We start from the raw sequence: 18,682 nt of genomic DNA on the forward strand, positions 1-18,682 counted from the left end.
CCACGCCCCGAACCCCTTCACGGGCCCGCGCCCCGCACCATATCCGGTCGACGCGGTTCAGGCCGTCCGCAGCGGAAGCGCTGCCGGTCGCGTCCCAAGGGCCGAAGACCAGCCGAAGCCGACCGGGGCTCCTCATCCGGATACGGTCCTGGGGCTGGTTTCGTTCCGCATGGCGACGTCGGAACCGCTGCAGCAGGGAGTACGGGATGCCGAACTACCGCGTCGAGTTCGCCCGGGAGATCCTCGGGGTACCCTTCACCATCGGGTCCGTCGAGATCACGCGGGCCCGCGATCCGGAACGTGCGCTCCGGGCGGCCGAACTCCGCTTCGCCCGCCAGCACGGCCTCGGCGACTGGCGGGAGCGGGCCGACCTCGCCACCCTGGCCGAGCGCCTCTGAGGGTCCGCGTCGCATCCTCCCCGAACGCCGTCGTTCGGGACGGTGCTTGGTGAACCCCTGGTTCCACCCGTCACACGGTGTTCGTCTTCGAGTTGCAGGGTGGGCGTTCGTTGGTTCGTGCGACCGCTCAAGCTCTGGTCGGGACGGCTGCGCCACCATAGAATGGCGGACGGAGCCGGGAACCGCCGTGTCCCTGCGTGACGGGACGAGGGCGTCCCGCTCCGCAGACCGGCGGACGGGTCCGGAGAGACGTCAGGTCCGACAGGGGTCAGTGCAAGGGTCATGGCGGCGATCTCCTTCTTCGGCGACCTGCTCCAGACCATCAGCGAGCGCGGCCGCGACCTGATCGGCATCGGACGCGGCGAGATCGGCGGCCGTGCCAGCGCGGGCGAGCTGGTCAAGCTGTGCGAGGACCTGATCTCCCGGCGCGGCGAGGCCTCCGGGGTGGCGCTGGCGCGGCTGATCCTCGACCGCTACGCCAGCTTCGGCCAGCCGGAGCGTCATGTCTTCCTGCGGGCGATCGCGCTGGATTTCGACGCGGACCACGCCGCCGTCGACGAGGCGATCGCCGCCTACCGGGCCGATCCGACCCGCGCCCGCCTCGGCACCCTGCATGAGGCCGCCGAGCCGCGCAGCCAGGAGCTGATTCGCCGCCTCAACCTCGCCCGCGGCGGCACGCTGAGCCTGGTGCGGATGCGCGAGGACCTGTTCCACCTGCGCAAGGCGCTGCGCACCGGGGCCGAGGCGGACCCGGTGGTGCTCGACGCGGTCGACAGCCTCGATTCCGATTTCGAGCACCTGTTCGCATCCTGGTTCAACCGGGGCTTCCTGGTGCTGCGGCACATCGACTGGACCACGCCGGCCCATATCCTCGAGAAGATCATCCGGTACGAGGCGGTGCACGCGATCTCCGGGTGGGACGACCTGCGCGCCCGGATCGAGCCGCCGGACCGGCGCTGCTTCGCGTTCTTCCACCCGGCCCTGGCCGACGAGCCGCTGATCTTCGTCGAGGTCGCGCTCACCGAGCAGGTCGCCCCGGCGATCGCCCCGATCCTGTCGCAGGAACGCAAGCCGCTGCAGCCGCGGGCGGCCACCACGGCGGTCTTCTACTCGATCTCGAACTGCCAGAAGGGCTTGGCCGGCGTCACCTTCGGCAATTTTCTGATCAAGCAGGTGGTGGAGGATCTGACCCGCGAGGTGCCCTCGCTGAAGACCTTCGTCACGCTCTCGCCGGTGCCCGGCTTCGCGGCCTGGCTCGCCCGGGAGCGCCGGGCCGACAGTCCGCAGGGGCTGCTGCCCGAGGATGTGGAGATCCTGCGGGCCCTGGACGATCCGGACTGGCACGCCGACAAGGCCCGGGCCGAGGCGGTGCGCAAGGCGCTGATCCCGGCCGCGGCCGCCTATTTCCTGCGCGCCAAGAACGAGCGCGGGCGCCCGCTCGACCCGGTGGCCCGGTTCCACCTCGGCAACGGCGCCCGGCTGGACCGGATCAACTTCCTCGGCGACACCGCGAAGAAGGGGCTAGCCCAGTCGCACGGCTTGATGGTGAACTACCTCTACGACCTGGCGGCGATCGAGAAGAACCACGAGACCTACGCCAATCTCGGCACCGTGGCGGCTTCGCCGGCAGTCACCCGGGAGCTGCGCACCAAGCTGCCGCCGCCGCGGGCCGTGGTGCTCGCCGAGGCGTGAGCCGGGGGCTTCCTCACCCTGAAGGGGATCTCGGTTCGCGCATCGACGCCCGGTGAACGTCATGGCGGAAAGCCGGCCTGCGATTGCGGGGCGGTCGCCAACGGTTCTATGGCTGCCTGAACCCCATGGCCCGTGATAGCTCAAGCCTCACGATGACGAACCACCTCTTCTCCCTGGTCCGGGACGGCGTTCCGGATCCTGCCAAGACCGTGATCGAGACGCCGGACGGGCGCCGATACAGTTACGCGGACCTGATCGCCCGCTCCGGCGCCTACGCGGCGGCCCTGCGGGCGGCGGGCGTGCAGCCCGGCGACCGGGTGGCGGTCCAGGTCGAGAAGAGCCCGGAGGTGATCTTCCTCTATCTCGGCGTCGTACGGGCCGGCGCCGTGTTCCTGCCGCTCAACACGGCCTACACCCCGGCGGAGATCGAATATTTCCTCGGCGATGCCGAGCCCACGATCTTCGTCTGCGACCCGGGCCGGCGCGACGCCCTCGCCGGAGCCGCCTCCGGCATCCGCGAGACCTGGACGCTGGATGCCGCGGGGACCGGCAGCGCCGCCGAGGCCGCGGACCGACAGGACACGGATATCACGGACGTGCCCCGCGGCCCGGAGGATCTCGCCGCGATCCTGTACACCTCGGGCACGACCGGGCGCTCCAAGGGCGCCATGCTGACCCACGACAACCTCGCCTCGAACGCCCGCACGCTGGTCGAGATCTGGCGCTTCACCGCCGACGACGTGCTGATCCACGCCCTGCCGGTGTTCCACACCCACGGGCTGTTCGTGGCGACCAACACGGTGCTGGCGAGCGGCGGCACCATGCTGTTCCTGCCGCGCCTCGATCCGAAGCTGATCCTGAGCCTGATGGGCCGGGCGACCGCCCTGATGGGCGTGCCGACCTTCTACACGCGCCTCCTGAAGGAGCCGGGCCTGACCCCCGACGCGGCGAAAGGCATGCGGCTGTTTGTATCGGGCTCGGCACCGCTGCTCGCGGAGACGCACCGGGACTGGCAGGCCCGCACCGGCCACGCCATCCTCGAGCGCTACGGCATGACCGAGACCAACATGAGCACCTCGAACCCCTACACGGGGGACCGGGTCGCCGGCACGGTCGGATTTCCGCTGCCGGGTGTATCCCTGCGGGTGGTCGATCCCGAGACCGGCGCGGTGCTGGGCCCGGATGCGGTCGGCATGATCGAGGTCAAGGGCCCAAACGTGTTCAAGGGCTACTGGCGGATGCCGGAGAAGACCGCGGCCGAGTTCAGGCCGGACGGCTTCTTCATCTCCGGCGACCTCGGCAAGGTCGATGCCCGGGGCTACGTCCACATCGTCGGGCGCGGCAAGGATCTGATCATCTCAGGGGGCTTCAACGTCTACCCCAAGGAGGTCGAAACCGAGATCGACGCCCTGCCGGGCGTGGTCGAATCCGCGGTGATCGGACTGGCACACCCGGATTTCGGTGAAGCCGTCACAGCCGTGGTGGTCGGCGGCGCGAACGCGCCGGACGAGTCCGGCGTGCTGGCGGCTCTGGAGGAGCGTCTCGCCCGGTTCAAATGCCCCAAGCGCGTGCTGTTCGTGGACGAACTGCCCCGCAACACCATGGGCAAGGTCCAGAAGAACCTGCTCCGTGAGACGCATGCGGGGCTGTATCGCGCGTAAAAGAAACCGCCCGCTGGCCTCGGGGCCAGCGGGCGGTTTCCTCGTCGTGATCAGAGGTTGTGTGCGGTTCGCTCGTTCTCCGGCGGCGTATGCCCGTCGGGATCCGTGGCCTTGCGGACCGCCGCGTTGAGGTTGTCCGGGTCGAGGGCGGTCTGAACGAACTCGCGGCCCATACTGGTCACCTCGCGGGCGTAGCGCAGACCCTGGTCGCGGACCTCGTCGGCCCAGGGACCGATGTTGCGGTCCTCCTGGCGGGTGCGCGGCAGCAGCGCGCCGAGCAGCAGGCCGGCGGCGACGCCGACGACGCCCACCAGCAGCGGATTGTCGTCCACGAAGCGCTCGACCGCGCTGCGGCCGCGCTGGAGACCGTCGATCCCCTGGGTGGTGATGTCGTCGAGCGCCCGCAGGTTGCGCTTATGCAGCGCCCCGGCACGCTCCCGGGCATCGTCATAGGCCGAAGCGGCCCGCGCGCGGGCCTGGTCGGCGGCGCTACCGAGGCGGTCGCCGATGTCGTCGGCCAACTCCGATACGGTTTGGCGGGCCTGTCCGGCGAGATCGCTGGCGCGCTCGCCGGCCGCCTGGGCGTTCTCCCGCGCGGTGGCGGCCGCGTCGATCGGCCGGGCCGCGGCGCCGTGCGGAAGCGGATCGTGCAGCCCGCGCGGGTCGGGGCGGAGCGTGAAGTCGCCCGCCGCCTCGCCGGGAGCCGGGCGGGTGTCGCCGTGGCCGGCCGGATCGGGCCGCAGGCTGCTGTCGCTCGAGCCGGTCGGCATGCCCGCCGCGGCGGCGAGCTGATCGGGGAGGCTGGACGGATTCGGCTTGTCAGTCATGGCGGTGTCCTCGGATGTCCGTCGCGGCGGCGCCTGGGGGGTGGAGCCCCTCCCGGCTCTCCGGCCGGGCTCGGGTCGTCACGGTTCGGGTGTCAGATGTCGGTCGTCTCGAGGGGATCGCGGGGCGGACGCGCCGTCGGGAGATCGGGGTCGTAGCCGCGGGCCGTACCGGTGTTGAGCGTGGCCACGCGCTCGGCCGAGACCTGGGTCCGGCGGCGTTCGGCATCCCGTGCCATCCGGTTGAACAGCAGACCCACCCCGGCGGCGATCAGAAGGACCGGCACCGGGTTGCGGCGCACCGCCTCCAGGGCCCCGTCGTATACGCCACTCAGTGCGGGCGTGCGTCGGGCGTTGCCCAGCATCTCGTCCACGATGTTCGGGACCGAGAGCTTGCCCTGGATCTGGTCGATCGTGTCGTCGAGCCGAGCCCGGCTCGCCTCGATTTCCTTCTCGAGGTCGGTCATCGAACTCATCCGGACACGCGCTCCGACAGGGCCTGGGCATCCTGGCGCACCTGGCGCGTCGTACGCGTCGGCGCCAAGGTGGAGAGGGACAGGACGCTGCGCGCCCACAGGGCCATGCCGACGGCGATGACCAGCAGTACGCCGCCCACGATGAGCGCCGACAGCCACTCGGAGCCCACGATGGTGGCGAGCCACTTCACGAACGCGCCGATCAGGACCAGCAGGGCGACCACGGCGAACACCGCGGAGCCGACCATGCAGGCCAGGCCGACGATGAGCTGGCGGACGTTGCCCGCCATCTCGGCGCGGAACAGCGCGATTTCTTTACGGGCGAGCTCGTTGGTCTCCCGCAGCGCATCGCCGATCAGGCTCTGAATGCTGGAGGCGCCGGTCTGGCGCGGATCAGGACCCTGGGCCATGGTCTCAGGCCCGGAAGCTGTCGCGGGCGTCGCCGTCCGGGGCTTCCGGCGGCAGGCTCGACGACTTGATGAACCGGGCGGCGATCAGGCCGGCCACGAAGGTCCCCACCGCCACCGCTACCGGAGCGCGCCGGGCGAAAGCCTCGGCCTCACCGTAGAAGTCGCCGAGGCTGCGCCGCTCGATCGAGGAGCCGAGCTGCTCGAGGCCGTCGGCGGCGCTGTCGAAGAAGGCGCGCACGTTCGGCTTGTCGCCGAGGTCGCGGCCGGAATTGCGGATCGTCTGCGCCAGCTCGTGGACCGACTGCGCGGCGTCGCCCTTGCGCCGCTCGACGTAGTCCTGGGCCTGGAGTCGCGCCGCGTCGATCAGGCCGCGGCCGCGCTCGGCGGCTTCGTCGGCGAGACCTTCGACGTCGCCCTGCAGCGCGCGCCACTGGGCGCGCTCGCCGGGGCCATCGTGCAGCGGATCCTTGAGCGGGTCCTTCGGCGCGTCCTGCGGGAACTCGTTGCCGGCCATCTCGAAAACACTCCTCGCGGCGCAGGGATGGTGCCGCTTGCGGCGACCGCGGCCCCCGCGATGGCTGAGTAACCGGTTGGGCTGTCACCGGTTCCGGCCGATCCCGAAGGACCGCTCCGCGCGGGTTCGCGGCCGCCGCTCAGCCGGCGTTCAGGCGCGGTCTGGCAGAACCGCCACGCTTGCACAACGGCGACGCTTCGCCCGCTCTTCAACACGCTCCGGGCTTCCCTTCGCATCGCCTTCGAAGGCTGACCGGACGGGCGTCGGAGGCGTTCGGAACCCGGAGGCCGGCACCGGACAGGGCGGCGATCCTGTCCGGCGCGGCGGCGTGCTCGACTTGACCCGCGCCCGGCTTCACGCTTGGGTTGCTTCGACAAAGGATCGCGCAGGGACTCCGCGCGTTCTGCTATAAGAGAAGTCCCGATGCAGGCGCGGCGCGGTCCTCGACGCGGACCGCGCCCATGATCCGGAGCCGACCCGCGTGGCACGCCTTGTGATCGTATCGAACCGCGTCGCCATCCCCGAGGATGGCGGGAAGGCGGTTGCGGCGGGCGGCCTCGCGGTCGCCGTGAAGGAGGCGTTCACCGCCTACGAGGGGTTGTGGTTCGGCTGGAGCGGCAACATCTCGGAGGAGCCCTCCGAGGAGCCGACGCTGATCGACCGCGGCCGGGTCCAGTACGCCGTCGTCGACCTCTCCCCGCAGGACCACCTGGAATATTACGCCGGCTTCGCGAACCGGGCCCTGTGGCCGATCATGCATTACCGGCTGGGGCTCGGCGCGTTCTCGCGCTCGGATTACGCCGGCTACAGCCGCGTCAACCGCACCTTCGCCCGGGCGCTCGCCAAGCTGGTCGAGCCCGACGACATCATCTGGGTGCACGACTACCACCTGCTGCCGCTGGCCGCCGAGCTGCGCGGCCTCGGGCTCGACAACCCGATCGGCTACTTCCACCACATCCCCTGGCCCGCCGCCGACGTGTTCAACTCGCTGCCGGCGAGCACCGAGCTGCTGCGCGCCATCGTCGATTACGACCTGATCGGCCTGCAGACCGAGGCCGACGTCCAGAACCTGCAGCGCAACCTGGTCGACACCCAGCGGGCGATCCCGCTGGGCGGCGGCTCGCTGATGGTCGACGGGCGCCGCACCCGGATCCGCGCCTTCCCGATCGGGATCGACGTCGCCGGCTTCAAGGAGGCGGCCGAGAAGGCCAACGCCAACAAGGTGGTGCGCGAGACCATCGCGGGCCTGCGCACCCGTAAGCTGCTGATCGGCGTCGACCGGCTCGACTATTCCAAGGGCGTGTCCGAGCGAATGGAGGCCGTGGAGAGCTTCTTCGCCTCGAATCCCGACCAGCGCGGCAACGTCACCTACATCCAGATCACCCCGAAATCCCGCAGCGAGGTGCCGGAATACGAGCAGCTCGCCCGAGACGTGAACGAGAAGGTCGGCGAGATCAACGGCGCGCTCGGCGACCCGGCCTGGACGCCGATCCAGTATATCACCAAGGCCTACCCGCGCCCGGTCCTGGCCGGCCTGTACCGGGCGGCCCGGGTCGGCCTGGTCACGCCGATGCGCGACGGCATGAACCTCGTCGCCAAGGAATACGTGGTCGCCCAGAGCGAGGACGATCCGGGCGTCCTGGTCCTGTCGAAATTCGCCGGCGCGGCCCGGCAGATGCCCGAGGCGCTGCTGATCAACCCCTACGACCGGTTCGAGGTCGCCGAGGCGATCCGCTCCGCCCTGTACATGCCCAAGGCCGAGCGGCTGGCGCGGTGGAAGCCGATGGTCGAGCGCATGACCCGCGAGGACGTGGATTGGTGGGCCCGCAACTTCCTGTCGGAGCTGGAGAACTTCCGCACCATGGAGCGCGAGCCCCCGACCGCCGCCGCGGCCGCCGAGTAGGCGGATCAGGGCGGCAGCCGAGGCGCGCCTCTCCCTTCCCCCTCTGCGGGGGAGGGTGGGCCGGCCGTGAGGCCCGCATCGGGAGACGAGAACCCGGCTTCCCGACAAGGCGCGACCGGCATGACGGGTGAAACCCTGTCCTGCAGCCGTCGCCCTTCTCTCTCGCCCTCTTCCGGGGCCTCCCTCCGCCGCAGAGCTCCGGGTTAGACTGGTCGGAATTTTGATCTCTGCTCAGGGCGGAAGGCTCGGTCTTCCCCTCGTGAAGACCTGACCGATACGGCCGCGCGCCGTCATCCCGGGGCCGTGCAGCGGAGCCCGGGATCCAGAGACGCCGACGTGTCCAGCACTTGCGCCGCCCCTTGAACCGACACTTGCGCCGACCCTTGCGCCGACAGCGGTTCTGGGTCCGGGCTCGCCTTCGGCCCCCAGGAATGACGACGCGGGTCATCCGATAGGGGGGATCGCTCCTCGGGAGATGGGTCTTCCAACCAGTCTGACCCGCAGCCCGCAAAGGGGGGAGGGAGGGCGCGCGCCCGCTGCGATGCGGCTTCTCCTGCCGCCAGGAGGAAGGATCCGGACTGCGTTCCCCGAACCCGCCGGCCTTTGCGGGGAAGGAAGGGCGCGTGTCATACCTGGACCGAACGCCCCTGCGAGCCGAGCGCCATCCAGAACCCTATGAATGACCGCGCGCCCTCCCATCCCCCCACCTCCCACAAAACCGGACCCCGCCCATGATCGCCGTCGATGACGGGGTGCCGGCGCCGCTCGGCGCGCATTTCGATGGGCGCGGGGTCAACTTCGCCCTGTTCTCCGAGCACGCCACCGCGGTGGACATCTGCCTGTTCGAGCCGGGGGAGCGGCACGAGACCCGCACGGTCCGGCTGCCCTGCCGCACCGACGACGTCTGGCACGGCTACCTGCGCGGGGTGCTGCCGGGCCAGCTCTACGGCTACCGGGTGCACGGCCCCTGGGATCCGGCCAACGGCCACCGGTTCAACGCCTCGAAGCTGGTGCTCGACCCCTATGCCAGGGAGATCCGGGGCCGGATCCGCTGGCACGACGCGCTCTACGGCCACCGCCGGGGAAACGAGAGCCGGATCGACCGGCGGGACAGCGCGGTCTACATGCCCAAGGGGGTGGTCACGGCCCCGGAGGTGCCCGACCTCGCCCTCGCCCCGCTGCGCCGGCCGCTCACCGAGACCGTGGTGTACGAGGCGCACGTCAAGGCGCTGACCCGCACCCATCCCGCCATCCCGGAAGCGGAGCGCGGCACCTACGCGGCGCTCGCCCATCCGGCGATCATCGCGCACCTGGTCAAGCTCGGGGTCACCGCCCTGGAGCTGCTGCCGATCCAGGCCTTCGCGGACGACCGCTTCCTGGTCGAGAAGGGGCTCGTCAATTTCTGGGGCTATCAGCCCCTGGGCTACTTCGCCCCGGATCCGCGCTACCTCGGGGAGGGCGGGCTCGGCGGCCTCAAGGCGGCGATCCGCGAGCTGAACGCCGCCGGGATCGAGACCTGGCTCGACGTCGTCTACAACCACACCGCCGAGGGCGACCACAGCGGCCCGACCCTGTCGTTCCGCGGCATCGACAATGCCAGCTACTACAAGCTCGACCCCGCGGACCGGCGCCGGACGATCGATTGCACCGGCTGCGGCAACACCCTCGATGCGAGCCACCCGCGGGTGATGCAGCTGGTGCTCGATTCCCTGCGCCACTGGGTCACCGCCTACGGCATCGCCGGCTTCCGGTTCGACCTCGCCACCAGCCTCGGGCGCGCGCCGGTCGCCTTCACCCCGCAGGCGGCGTTCTTCCAGGCGGTGGCGCAGGATCCGGTGCTCGCCCGGGTCAAGATGGTGGCCGAGCCCTGGGACATCGGGGAGGGCGGCTACCAGCTCGGCGGCTACCCGCGCGGCTGGAGCGAGTGGAACGACAAGTTCCGCGACGCGGCCCGGGGCTTCTGGAAGGGCGATTCCGGCACCCTGGCGAAATTGACCCAGGGGCTGACCGGCTCGCGCGAGGTGTTCGCCCCGTCCCGGCGCTCGCCGCTGGCCAGCGTCAACTTCATCGCCAGCCACGACGGCTACACCCTGGCCGACACGGTGGCCTACGAGCAGAAGCACAACGCGGCCAACGGCGAGGACAACCGCGACGGCCACGGCCACAACGTCAGCTGCAATTACGGCGTCGAGGGCGACACCGACGACCCGGCGATCCTGGGCGCCCGCGCCCGCCAGAAGCGCAACATGCTGGCCACCGTGATGCTGGCCCAGGGCGTGCCGATGCTGCTGATGGGCGACGAGCGCTCCCGCAGCCAGGGCGGCAACAACAACGCCTACGCCCAGGACAACCCGATCAGCTGGATGGACTGGACCAGCGACCCGGACCCGCAGCTCACCGGCTTCGTGGCGAACCTCCTGGCCCTGCGCCGGGCCCAGCCGGCCCTGCGGCGGCGGACCTTCTTCACCGGCGTCCCGGCCACCCCCGAGGCGCCCCTCCGGGACGTGCACTGGCTCGCCCCCGAGGGCACCGAGATGGAGAACCACCACTGGGCCGACGACGGCCTGCAGGTGTTCGGCATGCAGATCGGCAACGACGGGGACGGCGACCGCCTGCTGCTGCTGTTCAACGCCGGGGTGGAGCCCCTCGACTTCCGCCTCGCCCCGGTGATCGGCGGCCCCTGGCAGCCGGCCTTCGACACCGGCGAGGCCGCCGGCACGGTCCCGCCGGGCGCCCCGTCCTACGGGCCGGACGCGCCGGTGCCGCTGCCGGGCCGCTCGGTGCTGGTGCTCACCGCGGCGGGCGTGGGGGCGGGGGTGTCGAGCGGTTGGGTGCCGAGGGGTTGAGAGCAGGCCCCAGTTCGAGCCGGTCGAAGCGAGATGATTGCGCGCGGGGGTCCTGCGCGTTACGTTGCCTGATCATACGATTTGTTGAACGTCATCGGAGCATCGCCATGGCTGGAGATCGTTCGCAGCCGAGGCAGGCCTCAGGGACTGAGACAGCCCTTGCCCCTTCCGTTACCGCTGTCATGGCCCGCGCGCAGGAAAGCGGCCTGACCCGGGGCAAGGCCAGCCGGATCTCCGGACGCGTCGCGCCGGAATTGATCGAACGCGCCAAGGCCCGGACGGGGCTTCACTCCGATACCGCGCTGATCGAGTTCGCGCTCGCCAACATCGCCATCGAGGATGGCTTCGCGGACGTATTCCGCACGCTGCGGGCCTCGGTCGACCCGGAACTCGACCTGAGCTTCTAGCGAGTGGCCTTCACCTTCAAGGCTGCGGAACGGCTGCGTCGGCAGGCACCGAAGACGGCGTTGCAGCGCCGGGACGATACCGCACTGCCCTTCCTGGAGGGGCAGGCGCAGGCGGGCCGTCCCCTCCTGCTCGATACCTGCGTCTACATCGACCAGATGCAGGGGCGGGCGCCGCCCCTGGTCGAGGATCTCCTCGGCATCCGGATCGTGAACCACAGCACTGTCGCCATCCAGGAGTTGATGCACACGGTAGGGGTCCTCGATCCCAAGGCCCCTCGCAGCGCCCAGGCCGTCGCGGCAATCGGAACCGCGATCGACGCGATGCCGGCGCACCGGATCTTCACGCCCGACGCCGAGATCCTGGGAAGCGCCGCCGTCTATGCGGGCATGCTCTGCCGGATCCAGGGCTATGCAAAGGACGACCGCATGGGCGCACTCCACGATTGCGTCCTGTTCCTGCAGGCGCTCAAGCTCGGCTTCTGCGTGCTCACGCGCAACCTCAGGGACTTCGACGCCCTGTTGCAACTCCGCCCGGATAGCCAGGTCCTGTTCTATCGAACGTGACCCCACAGCCTACCACTTGGTCCCCCGCGCCATTTTTCGCACGCTGGCCGTCTCATCACGTCGCCATAGCTGCGCTGCGGGAACCGGATCGTGTGCGGGGCCTTCTCCCACGACAATGATCCCTGCCGCGCTTGTCCCTCGGGACGCACGGCCAACGACGAGGACCGTGGCCCGATGCGGCGCGCCCACAGCATGGATTTCGGAGCCGAGATGGTGGGGGGCGGCGTGCGCTTCGCGCTCTGGGCCCCGACCGCCCAGAGCGTCGAACTCGTCGTCGACGGCGTCGCGCATCCGTTGCCGGAATCCGGCGGCGGCTGGCGGCGCACCGCCCTGCCCGGGGTGAAGCCCGGCGCCCGTTACGGATTCCGGGTCGACGGCGACCTCGTGGCGCCGGACCCGGCCTCGCGCTTCCAGCCGGACGACGTCTCGGGCCTCAGCGAGGTGATCGATCCGCGCGCCTTCGCGTGGACGGACGAGGCCTGGACCGGGCGTCCGTTCGAGGAGGCGGTGATCTACGAGTGCCATGTCGGCACCGCGACCCCGGAGGGCACCTATGCCGCCCTGCAGTCGCGCCTGCCCGATCTCAAGGCGCTCGGCGTCACCGCGATCGAGCTGCTGCCGCTCGCCGACTTCAAGGGCTCGCGCAACTGGGGCTACGACGGGGTCCTGCCCTACGCCCCCGACGGCGCCTATGGCCGCCCGGACGACCTCAAGGGCCTGATCGACGCCGCCCACGGGCTCGGGCTGATGGTCTACCTCGACGCGGTCTACAACCATTTCGGGCCGGCCGGGAATTACCTGCACGCCTACGCCAAGACCTTCTTCACCGAGCGCCACCAGACCCCGTGGGGCGCCGGCATCAACTTCGACGGCAAGGAGAGCGGCGCCACGGTGCGGCAGTTCTTCATCCAGAACACCCTGTACTGGCTGGAGGAATACCATTTCGACGGCCTGCGCTTCGACGCCGTCCACGCCATCCTCGACGATTCGCCGCGCCATTTTTTGGCCGAGCTCGGTGAGACGGTCCGCAAGACCTTCCCGGACCGCGACATCCACCTGATGCTCGAGAACGAGGCCAACCAGGCGCGCTGGCTCGAGCGCGACGGCGCCGGGCGGCCGAAGATGCACGACGCGCAATGGGCCGACGACCTGCACCATTGCTGGCACGTGCTGCTCACCGGTGAGGACGCCGGCTATTACCAGAGCTTTGCCGACAAACCCGTCGCGCGCCTGGCCCGCTGCCTGGCGGAGGGGTTTGCGTATCAGGGCGAGCCGTTCGCCACCCTCGACAACCATCCGCGCGGCGAGCCCTCGGCGCACCTGCCGCCGTCGGCCTTCGTGACCTTCCTGCAGAACCACGACCAGGTCGGGAACCGGGCGCTCGGCGAGCGGCTGTCGCATCTGGCCGACCCCGCGAAACTCGACCTCGCCCGGGCCGGGTTCCTGCTGGCGCCGCAGATCCCGATGCTCTGGATGGGCGAGGAATGGTCGGCCTCGACGCCGTTCCTGTTCTTCGTCGATTTCGCCCCGGACGAAGACCTGAACACGGCGGTGCGCGAGGGCCGCCGCCGGGAGTTCAAGAGCTTCGCGGCGTTCGCCGACGACACCTCGAAGATCCCGGATCCCACCGAGCACGAGACCTTCGCGGCCTCCAAGCTCGACTGGTCCGAGCGGGCGCGCTCGCCGCACCGGGAGGTGCTGGCCGAGACCACGCGCCTGCTGGGCCTGCGGCGGGAGGTCGTGGTGCCGCTGGCGAAATCCGGCTACCAGGGCGCCGCCGCCACCCTGCCGCGCGCCGACGTGGTCGACTGCACCTGGCGGTTCGGTGCCGGCACCCTGCGGTTCGTGGCCAATGTCGGCACAGAGGCCTTCGCGGTGGATCCGGGCGGCGCCCGGGTGGTCTGGACCAACGCCCCCGACAAGACCGGACGGGACCTGCCCGCCTGGACCGGCCTGTTCCTGACGGAGCCCCGCTCGTGAGCCCCCTCGAAAAACTCGCCGACCTCGTCGGCGTCGCCTCCGGATACACCGACGCCTTCGGCAAGCCGGTGGAGACCTCCCTGGAGGTCCGGCGCGGCCTGCTGGCGGCGCTCGGCTTCGCGGTCGAGGACGAGGCCGGCATCGGCGAGAGCCTGGCCCAGGTCGAGGCCCTGCGCGGCGGCCTGGTCCCGCCGCTCCTGCCCGTGGAGGCGCGCCGCGCCGCCCGGGTGCCGGTCCGCGTCGCCGACGGATCCCCGCATACGCTGGTCTGGCGCTTGGTGGACGAGCGCGGCGCCGCCCGCGAGGGCCGGGCCAACCTGCAGGGGGCGGAGCCGAGCCAGGGTGCGGGCTTCGAGCTGCCGCCGCTGACCCCGGGCTACCACCGGCTCACCGTCCAGGCCGGCCGGATCCGGGCCGAATCCTGGGTGATCGCCGCGCCCCAGCGCTGCTGGCGCCCGCGGCCCTACACGGAGGAGGGCGCCTCCGACTGGGGCATGGCCGCCCAGCTCTATGGCCTGCGCTCGGCCACCAACATCGGCATCGGCACCTACGCGGATGCCGGCGAGGCCGCCCGCGAGGCGGCGTTGCGCGGGGCGGCGTTCTTGGGGCTCAGCCCGGTCCACGCCCTGTTCGGCTCCGACCGGACCAAGATCTCGCCCTACTCGCCGTCCTCGCGGCTGTTCCTCGAGACGCTGTTCATCGCGCCGCGCAGCCTGCCGGGGCTCGCCGGCTCCCGGGCCGAGGCGCTGCTCGCCGAGCGCGCCGACGCGATCACGGCCCTGCGCGAGGCCGCGCTCGTCGATCACCAGGGCGTGGCCGACGTGCTCGACCCGGTGCTGCGCGCCCTCTGGCTCGAATCCCCGGCCCGGGCCGGCACCGACGCGGACTTCGAGCGCTTCCGCCAGGAGGGCGGCGTCGACCTCGCCGCCCACGCGGTGTTCGAGGCCCTGTCCGAGCATTTCCGGCAGCAGGGCGCCCATTGGCTGGGCGACTGGCCGGAGGAGTACCGCCGCGCCGGCACCGAGGCGGTGGTGGCCTTCGCGGCCGAGAAGGCCGAGGCGGTGGGCTACCACGCGTGGCTGCAATACCTCGCCGACCGCCAGCTCGCGGCGGCCTCCGCGACGGCGCTCACGGCCGGCATGCGGGTCGGGCTCTATCGCGACCTCGCGGTGGGCGCCGACCGGGGCGGCTCCGAGATCTGGTCCCATCCCGAGCGCTTCGCCGACCGAGTCTCGATCGGCGCGCCCCCGGACCTGCTCGCCCCCAAGGGCCAGAACTGGGGCCTGCCCGCCTTCGACCCGCTGGAGATGGAGCGGGACGGCCTCGCGGCGTTCCGGGCCCTGGTCCAGGCCAACATGCGCCATGCCGGCGCGATCCGGATCGACCACGCCTTCCAGCTCGCCCGGCTGTTCCTGATCCCGCTGGGGGCCGGCGCCCATGCCGGCGCCTACGTGGCGATGCCGTTCGAGCCGATGCTGGCGGTGCTGCGGCTGGAGAGCCACCGCAACAAGTGCCTGGTCATCGCCGAGGATCTCGGCACCGCGCCCGAGGGTTTCTCCGACGCCCTGATGCGGGCCGGCGTGCTCAGCTACCGGATCCTGGCCTTCGAGCGGGAAGGGGACGGCCGGTTCAAGGCCCCGTCCGCCTACCCGCGCGACGCACTCACCGCCATCACCACCCACGACCTGCCGACCTTCGTCGGCTGGTGGCGCGGGGTCGACACCGACACCCGCCAGTCTCTGGGCCTGTACGATCAGGATCGCGCCGAGGCCGAGCGCGGCGAGCGGGTGGTCGAGCGCCGCCGCCTCACCGAGGCGCTGGCCGGGGAGCAGCTCCTGCCGACGGCCGAGCCCCCCGAGGCCGCGCCGTTCGAGGCCGCCGCCCGCTACCTCGCCCGCGCCCCCTCGATGCTGACCGCCGTGCAGTACGAGGACGTGGTCTCGGAACTGGCCCAGGCCAACGTGCCGGGCTCCACCGAGGGCTATCCGAACTGGCGGCGCAAGCTCGACCGGGACCTCGTGGACATCGCCGCCCCCGGGGGACCGCTCGCCAAGCTGGCGGCCTCGCTCTCGGCCGAGTCCCGGGGCCCGCGCTCGGGCTCCGCCCGGCTGGCCGTGCCGCCGCCGCAATCGACCTACCGGCTGCAGTTCCACAAGGACTTCACCTTCGCGGACGCGGAGCGGATCGTCCCGTATCTCAAGAAGCTCGGGATCAGCCACGTCTACGCCTCGCCGCTGCAGAAGGCGCGGCCCGGCTCGACCCACGGCTACGACATCGTCGATCACGGCGCGATCAACCCGGAACTCGGCGGCGAGGCGGATTTCGTCCGGCTCTCCGAGACCCTGCACGGGCACGGGCTGAAGCTGCTGCTGGACATCGTCCCGAACCACATGGGCGTCGGCGGCTCCGACAACCCGTGGTGGCTCTCGGTGCTCGAATGGGGCTCCCTGTCGCCCTTCGCGGACGCGTTCGACATCGACTGGCAGCGCCTCGGCGCCGGCCGCAACCTGGTGATCCCGTTCCTGGGCGAGCGCTACGGCGAGGCCCTGGAGCAGGGCACGCTGGAGCTGAAGTTCGATCCCGAGGCCGGCGCCTTCAGCGTCTGGCACTACGAGCACCAGCTGCCGATCCGCCCCTTGAGCTATCCGACCATCCTCAACCGGGTGATCGCCGCCATCGGCGCGGTGGACGACGACACCACCGCGGAGCTGCTCGCCATCTCCGAGCGCCTGCGCGCCATGGCGATCGACACCGACGAGACCCGCCGGACGGGCTTCCCGGAGGAGGCCGAGGGGCTCAAGCGCCGGCTCGCCGAGATCTACGGCGTCTCGCCCCTGATCCAGGAGGCCACCGCCAGCACCCTGGCGCTGCTCAACGGCTTCAAGGGCCGCCCCGACAGCTTCGGGCCGCTGCACCGGCTCCTGGAGGCCCAGGCCTACCGGCTGGCCCATTGGCGGGTGGCCTCGAGCGACATCAACTACCGGCGGTTCTTCGACGTGAACTCGCTGGCGGGCCTGCGGGTGGAGTTGTCCGACATCTTCCACCGCTCGCACGAGACCGTGTTCCGGCACATCCGCGAGGGCCGGATCGACGGGTTGCGCATCGACCACATCGACGGGCTCGCCGACCCGCTGGGCTACGCCCGCGCGCTCCAGGCCGCCGTCGGCCCGGGCTTCTACGTGGTGGTGGAGAAGATCCTGGAGCCCGGCGAGCGGCTGCGGCCCTGGCCGGTGGCCGGGACCACGGGCTACGACGTGCTCAACCAGCTCGACGGCATCCTGGTGGACAAGGAGCGGCAGGGGAAGGTCCGGCGCCTGTACGAATGGGCCTCGGGCTTCGACGAGCCCTACGGGTTCCAGCTCCGCGCCGCCAAGGCCGAGATCCTGGAGATCAGCTTCGCCAGCGAGCTGGAAGTGCTGACCTCCGATCTCAAGGAGGTGGCCGATGCCGACCGGCGCACCCGCGACTTCACCGTCAACGCCCTGCGCCGGGCGCTGATCGAGATCATCGCCCGCTTCCCGACCTATCGCAGCTACCTGCCGCCGGAGCTGGAGGAGGGCGAGGTCGAGCCCCAGGACGTGCGGCTGATCGAGGGCGCGGTCGCCAAGGCCAAGCGCTGGTCGAGCCTGCCGGACCGCTCGGTGCACGATTTCGCCGCCGACGTGCTGCTCGGGCGGATCGAGACCACGGGGCCTGGCCGCCCGGACCCGCGGGTGGCGCTGCGCTTCCGCCGGCGGTTCCAGCAGCTCACCGGCCCGGTCATGGCCAAGAGCCTGGAGGACACGCTGTTCTACCGGTACGCCTGCCTGCTCGGCCTCAACGAGGTCGGCGGCGATCCGGGCGAGTACGGCATCGACGCCGAGCATTTCCACGACCTCCAGATCGCCCGCGCCCGCGACTGGCCGAACGCCATGATCACCACGGCGACCCACGACACCAAGCGCGGCGAGGATGCCCGGACCCGGATGCTCGCGCTCTCCGAGATCCCGGAGGGCTGGGCCGGCGCCTGGGACCTGTGGCAGCGCACCGCCGGGCCGCACCTCGCCCGGATCGACGGCGAGCCGGCCCCGGATGCCAACGACCAGTGGATGTTCTTCCAGGCGATCCTCGGCGCCTGGCCGCTGGAACTGCTGGAGCGGGACGAGACGGCGGCGATCGCGGACTTCCGCGACCGTCTGATCGCCTACGGCGAGAAGGCCATGCGGGAGGGCAAGCGCCGGTCGAGCTGGGTCAACGTCGACGAGGTCTACGAGGGCGCGGTCAAGAAGCTGTTCTCGGCGCTGATCGCCCCGGGCTCGGACTTCCTGCGCGAGCTGCGCCCCTTCGCCCGGCGGCTCGCCCATCTTGGCATGCTGGCCGGCCTCGGCCGGACGGTCCTGAAATGCACCCTGCCGGGGCTGCCCGACACCTACCAGGGCACGGAGGTCTGGGACTTTTCGTTCGTCGATCCCGACAACCGCCGCCCGGTGGATTACCCGGCCCTCGAGCGCATGCTCGAGCAGGGCGGCGCACCGGCCGACCTGCTGCCGCACTGGCCGGACGGGCGGGTCAAGCAGGCGACCCTGGCGCGCCTGCTCGCCGAGCGGGCCGAGCGGCCGGCCTTCTACGCCAGCGCGGCCTACGAGCCGGTCGAGGCCAGGGGCGACCGGGCGGCCCACGTGATCGCCTACCGGCGGACCGACCCGGGCGAGGAGGGCGGCGACCTGTTCGTGGCGGTGCCGCGCCTGTTCGCCGGCATCGTCGGCGAGGCGGTCTGGTCGGGCGAGGCGTTCGCCGGCACCCGGGTCGATCTCGGGGCGGGCACGATATGGCGCGACCTCGTCTCGGGGCGGATCGTGGAGACCGGAGGGGAGGGGGCCGATCTCGGCCAGCTCCTGCGCGACCTGCCCTACGCGGTCCTGCGGCGGGAGCCGTGAGGGACGCGGCCGGATCGGCGGATCTCCCGCCCCCTCTGCGGGGGCGGGTGGGCCGGCCGTCAGGCCGGGTCGGGAGAGGGGAGCCCGGGTT

Annotated in this window: 13 protein-coding genes; 9 read left to right on the top strand and 4 right to left on the bottom strand. The window is 71.3% G+C overall.

Annotated elements, in window-relative coordinates; all coding sequences use genetic code 11:
* Window positions 1-206 precede the first annotated feature (206 nt).
* From ACYQPG_RS18125 to ACYQPG_RS18135, 3 genes are all read left to right on the top strand, one after another.
* Window positions 207-398 (top strand): hypothetical protein, encoded by a 192-nt coding sequence (locus ACYQPG_RS18125; protein ID WP_147856579.1) that lies wholly within the window; start codon window positions 207-209, stop codon window positions 396-398.
* Window positions 399-680: 282 nt separating this feature from the next.
* Window positions 681-2,090, top strand: a complete 1,410-nt coding sequence (locus ACYQPG_RS18130) for a malonyl-CoA decarboxylase (protein WP_461231424.1) — start codon at window positions 681-683, stop codon at window positions 2,088-2,090.
* Between the two features lie 152 nt (window positions 2,091-2,242).
* Entirely contained in the window at window positions 2,243-3,751 is a 1,509-nt protein-coding gene (locus tag ACYQPG_RS18135) for a malonate--CoA ligase (RefSeq protein WP_461231425.1), read from the top strand.
* Window positions 3,752-3,801: 50 nt separating this feature from the next.
* On the opposite strand, the gene ACYQPG_RS18140 is transcribed toward ACYQPG_RS18135, so the two are convergent.
* The 4 genes from ACYQPG_RS18140 to ACYQPG_RS18155 form a co-directional block, all read right to left on the bottom strand.
* A complete protein-coding gene (locus ACYQPG_RS18140) occupies window positions 3,802-4,578 on the bottom strand; it encodes a hypothetical protein (protein WP_419828460.1) in 777 nt (258 codons plus the stop codon).
* Window positions 4,579-4,670: 92 nt separating this feature from the next.
* The gene (locus ACYQPG_RS18145) at window positions 4,671-5,042 is read right to left on the bottom strand and encodes a DUF3618 domain-containing protein (protein ID WP_187193612.1); all 372 of its coding nucleotides are present in this window, start codon (window positions 5,040-5,042) and stop codon (window positions 4,671-4,673) included.
* A gap of 5 nt (window positions 5,043-5,047) precedes the next feature.
* On the bottom strand, window positions 5,048-5,461 hold the full coding sequence (locus ACYQPG_RS18150; RefSeq protein ID WP_147855974.1) for a phage holin family protein: 414 nt from the start codon (window positions 5,459-5,461) through the stop codon (window positions 5,048-5,050).
* Window positions 5,462-5,465: 4 nt separating this feature from the next.
* The gene (locus ACYQPG_RS18155; RefSeq protein WP_147909464.1) at window positions 5,466-5,975 is read right to left on the bottom strand and encodes a hypothetical protein; all 510 of its coding nucleotides are present in this window, start codon (window positions 5,973-5,975) and stop codon (window positions 5,466-5,468) included.
* Between the two features lie 481 nt (window positions 5,976-6,456).
* Between ACYQPG_RS18155 and ACYQPG_RS18160 the strand changes: the two genes are divergently transcribed.
* From ACYQPG_RS18160 to ACYQPG_RS18185, 6 genes are all read left to right on the top strand, one after another.
* The gene (locus ACYQPG_RS18160) at window positions 6,457-7,878 is read left to right on the top strand and encodes an alpha,alpha-trehalose-phosphate synthase (UDP-forming) (protein WP_147909463.1); all 1,422 of its coding nucleotides are present in this window, start codon (window positions 6,457-6,459) and stop codon (window positions 7,876-7,878) included.
* A gap of 731 nt (window positions 7,879-8,609) precedes the next feature.
* Window positions 8,610-10,724 (top strand): glycogen debranching protein GlgX, encoded by a 2,115-nt coding sequence (gene glgX, locus ACYQPG_RS18165; protein ID WP_461231426.1) that lies wholly within the window; start codon window positions 8,610-8,612, stop codon window positions 10,722-10,724.
* A 182-nt stretch (window positions 10,725-10,906) separates the two neighbouring features.
* Window positions 10,907-11,131, top strand: a complete 225-nt coding sequence (locus ACYQPG_RS18170) for a hypothetical protein (protein WP_047170722.1) — start codon at window positions 10,907-10,909, stop codon at window positions 11,129-11,131.
* A gap of 3 nt (window positions 11,132-11,134) precedes the next feature.
* Window positions 11,135-11,695 (top strand): type II toxin-antitoxin system VapC family toxin, encoded by a 561-nt coding sequence (locus ACYQPG_RS18175; protein ID WP_461231427.1) that lies wholly within the window; start codon window positions 11,135-11,137, stop codon window positions 11,693-11,695.
* Window positions 11,696-11,869: 174 nt separating this feature from the next.
* The gene (gene treZ, locus ACYQPG_RS18180) at window positions 11,870-13,675 is read left to right on the top strand and encodes a malto-oligosyltrehalose trehalohydrolase (RefSeq protein ID WP_461231428.1); all 1,806 of its coding nucleotides are present in this window, start codon (window positions 11,870-11,872) and stop codon (window positions 13,673-13,675) included.
* Complete coding sequence (locus ACYQPG_RS18185) at window positions 13,672-18,591, top strand: malto-oligosyltrehalose synthase (protein ID WP_461231429.1); 4,920 nt, start codon at window positions 13,672-13,674, stop codon at window positions 18,589-18,591. The genes treZ and ACYQPG_RS18185 overlap by 4 nt, the downstream gene beginning before the upstream one ends.
* Window positions 18,592-18,682 lie beyond the last annotated feature (91 nt).

The organism is Methylobacterium sp. CM6246 (assembly GCF_054818005.1).

Excerpts from the sequence above, each read along its gene's own strand:
- ACYQPG_RS18125 (WP_147856579.1), top strand. The coding sequence starts at position 207 with ATGCCGAACTACCGCGTCGAGTTCGCCCGGGAGATCCTCGGGGTACCC.
- ACYQPG_RS18130 (WP_461231424.1), top strand. The coding sequence starts at position 681 with ATGGCGGCGATCTCCTTCTTCGGCGACCTGCTCCAGACCATCAGCGAG.
- ACYQPG_RS18135 (WP_461231425.1), top strand. The coding sequence starts at position 2,243 with ATGACGAACCACCTCTTCTCCCTGGTCCGGGACGGCGTTCCGGATCCT.
- ACYQPG_RS18140 (WP_419828460.1), bottom strand. The coding sequence starts at position 4,578 with ATGACTGACAAGCCGAATCCGTCCAGCCTCCCCGATCAGCTCGCCGCC.
- ACYQPG_RS18145 (WP_187193612.1), bottom strand. The coding sequence starts at position 5,042 with ATGACCGACCTCGAGAAGGAAATCGAGGCGAGCCGGGCTCGGCTCGAC.
- ACYQPG_RS18150 (WP_147855974.1), bottom strand. The coding sequence starts at position 5,461 with ATGGCCCAGGGTCCTGATCCGCGCCAGACCGGCGCCTCCAGCATTCAG.
- ACYQPG_RS18155 (WP_147909464.1), bottom strand. The coding sequence starts at position 5,975 with ATGGCCGGCAACGAGTTCCCGCAGGACGCGCCGAAGGACCCGCTCAAG.
- glgX (WP_461231426.1), top strand. The coding sequence starts at position 8,610 with ATGATCGCCGTCGATGACGGGGTGCCGGCGCCGCTCGGCGCGCATTTC.
- ACYQPG_RS18170 (WP_047170722.1), top strand. The coding sequence starts at position 10,907 with ATGGCCCGCGCGCAGGAAAGCGGCCTGACCCGGGGCAAGGCCAGCCGG.
- treZ (WP_461231428.1), top strand. The coding sequence starts at position 11,870 with ATGCGGCGCGCCCACAGCATGGATTTCGGAGCCGAGATGGTGGGGGGC.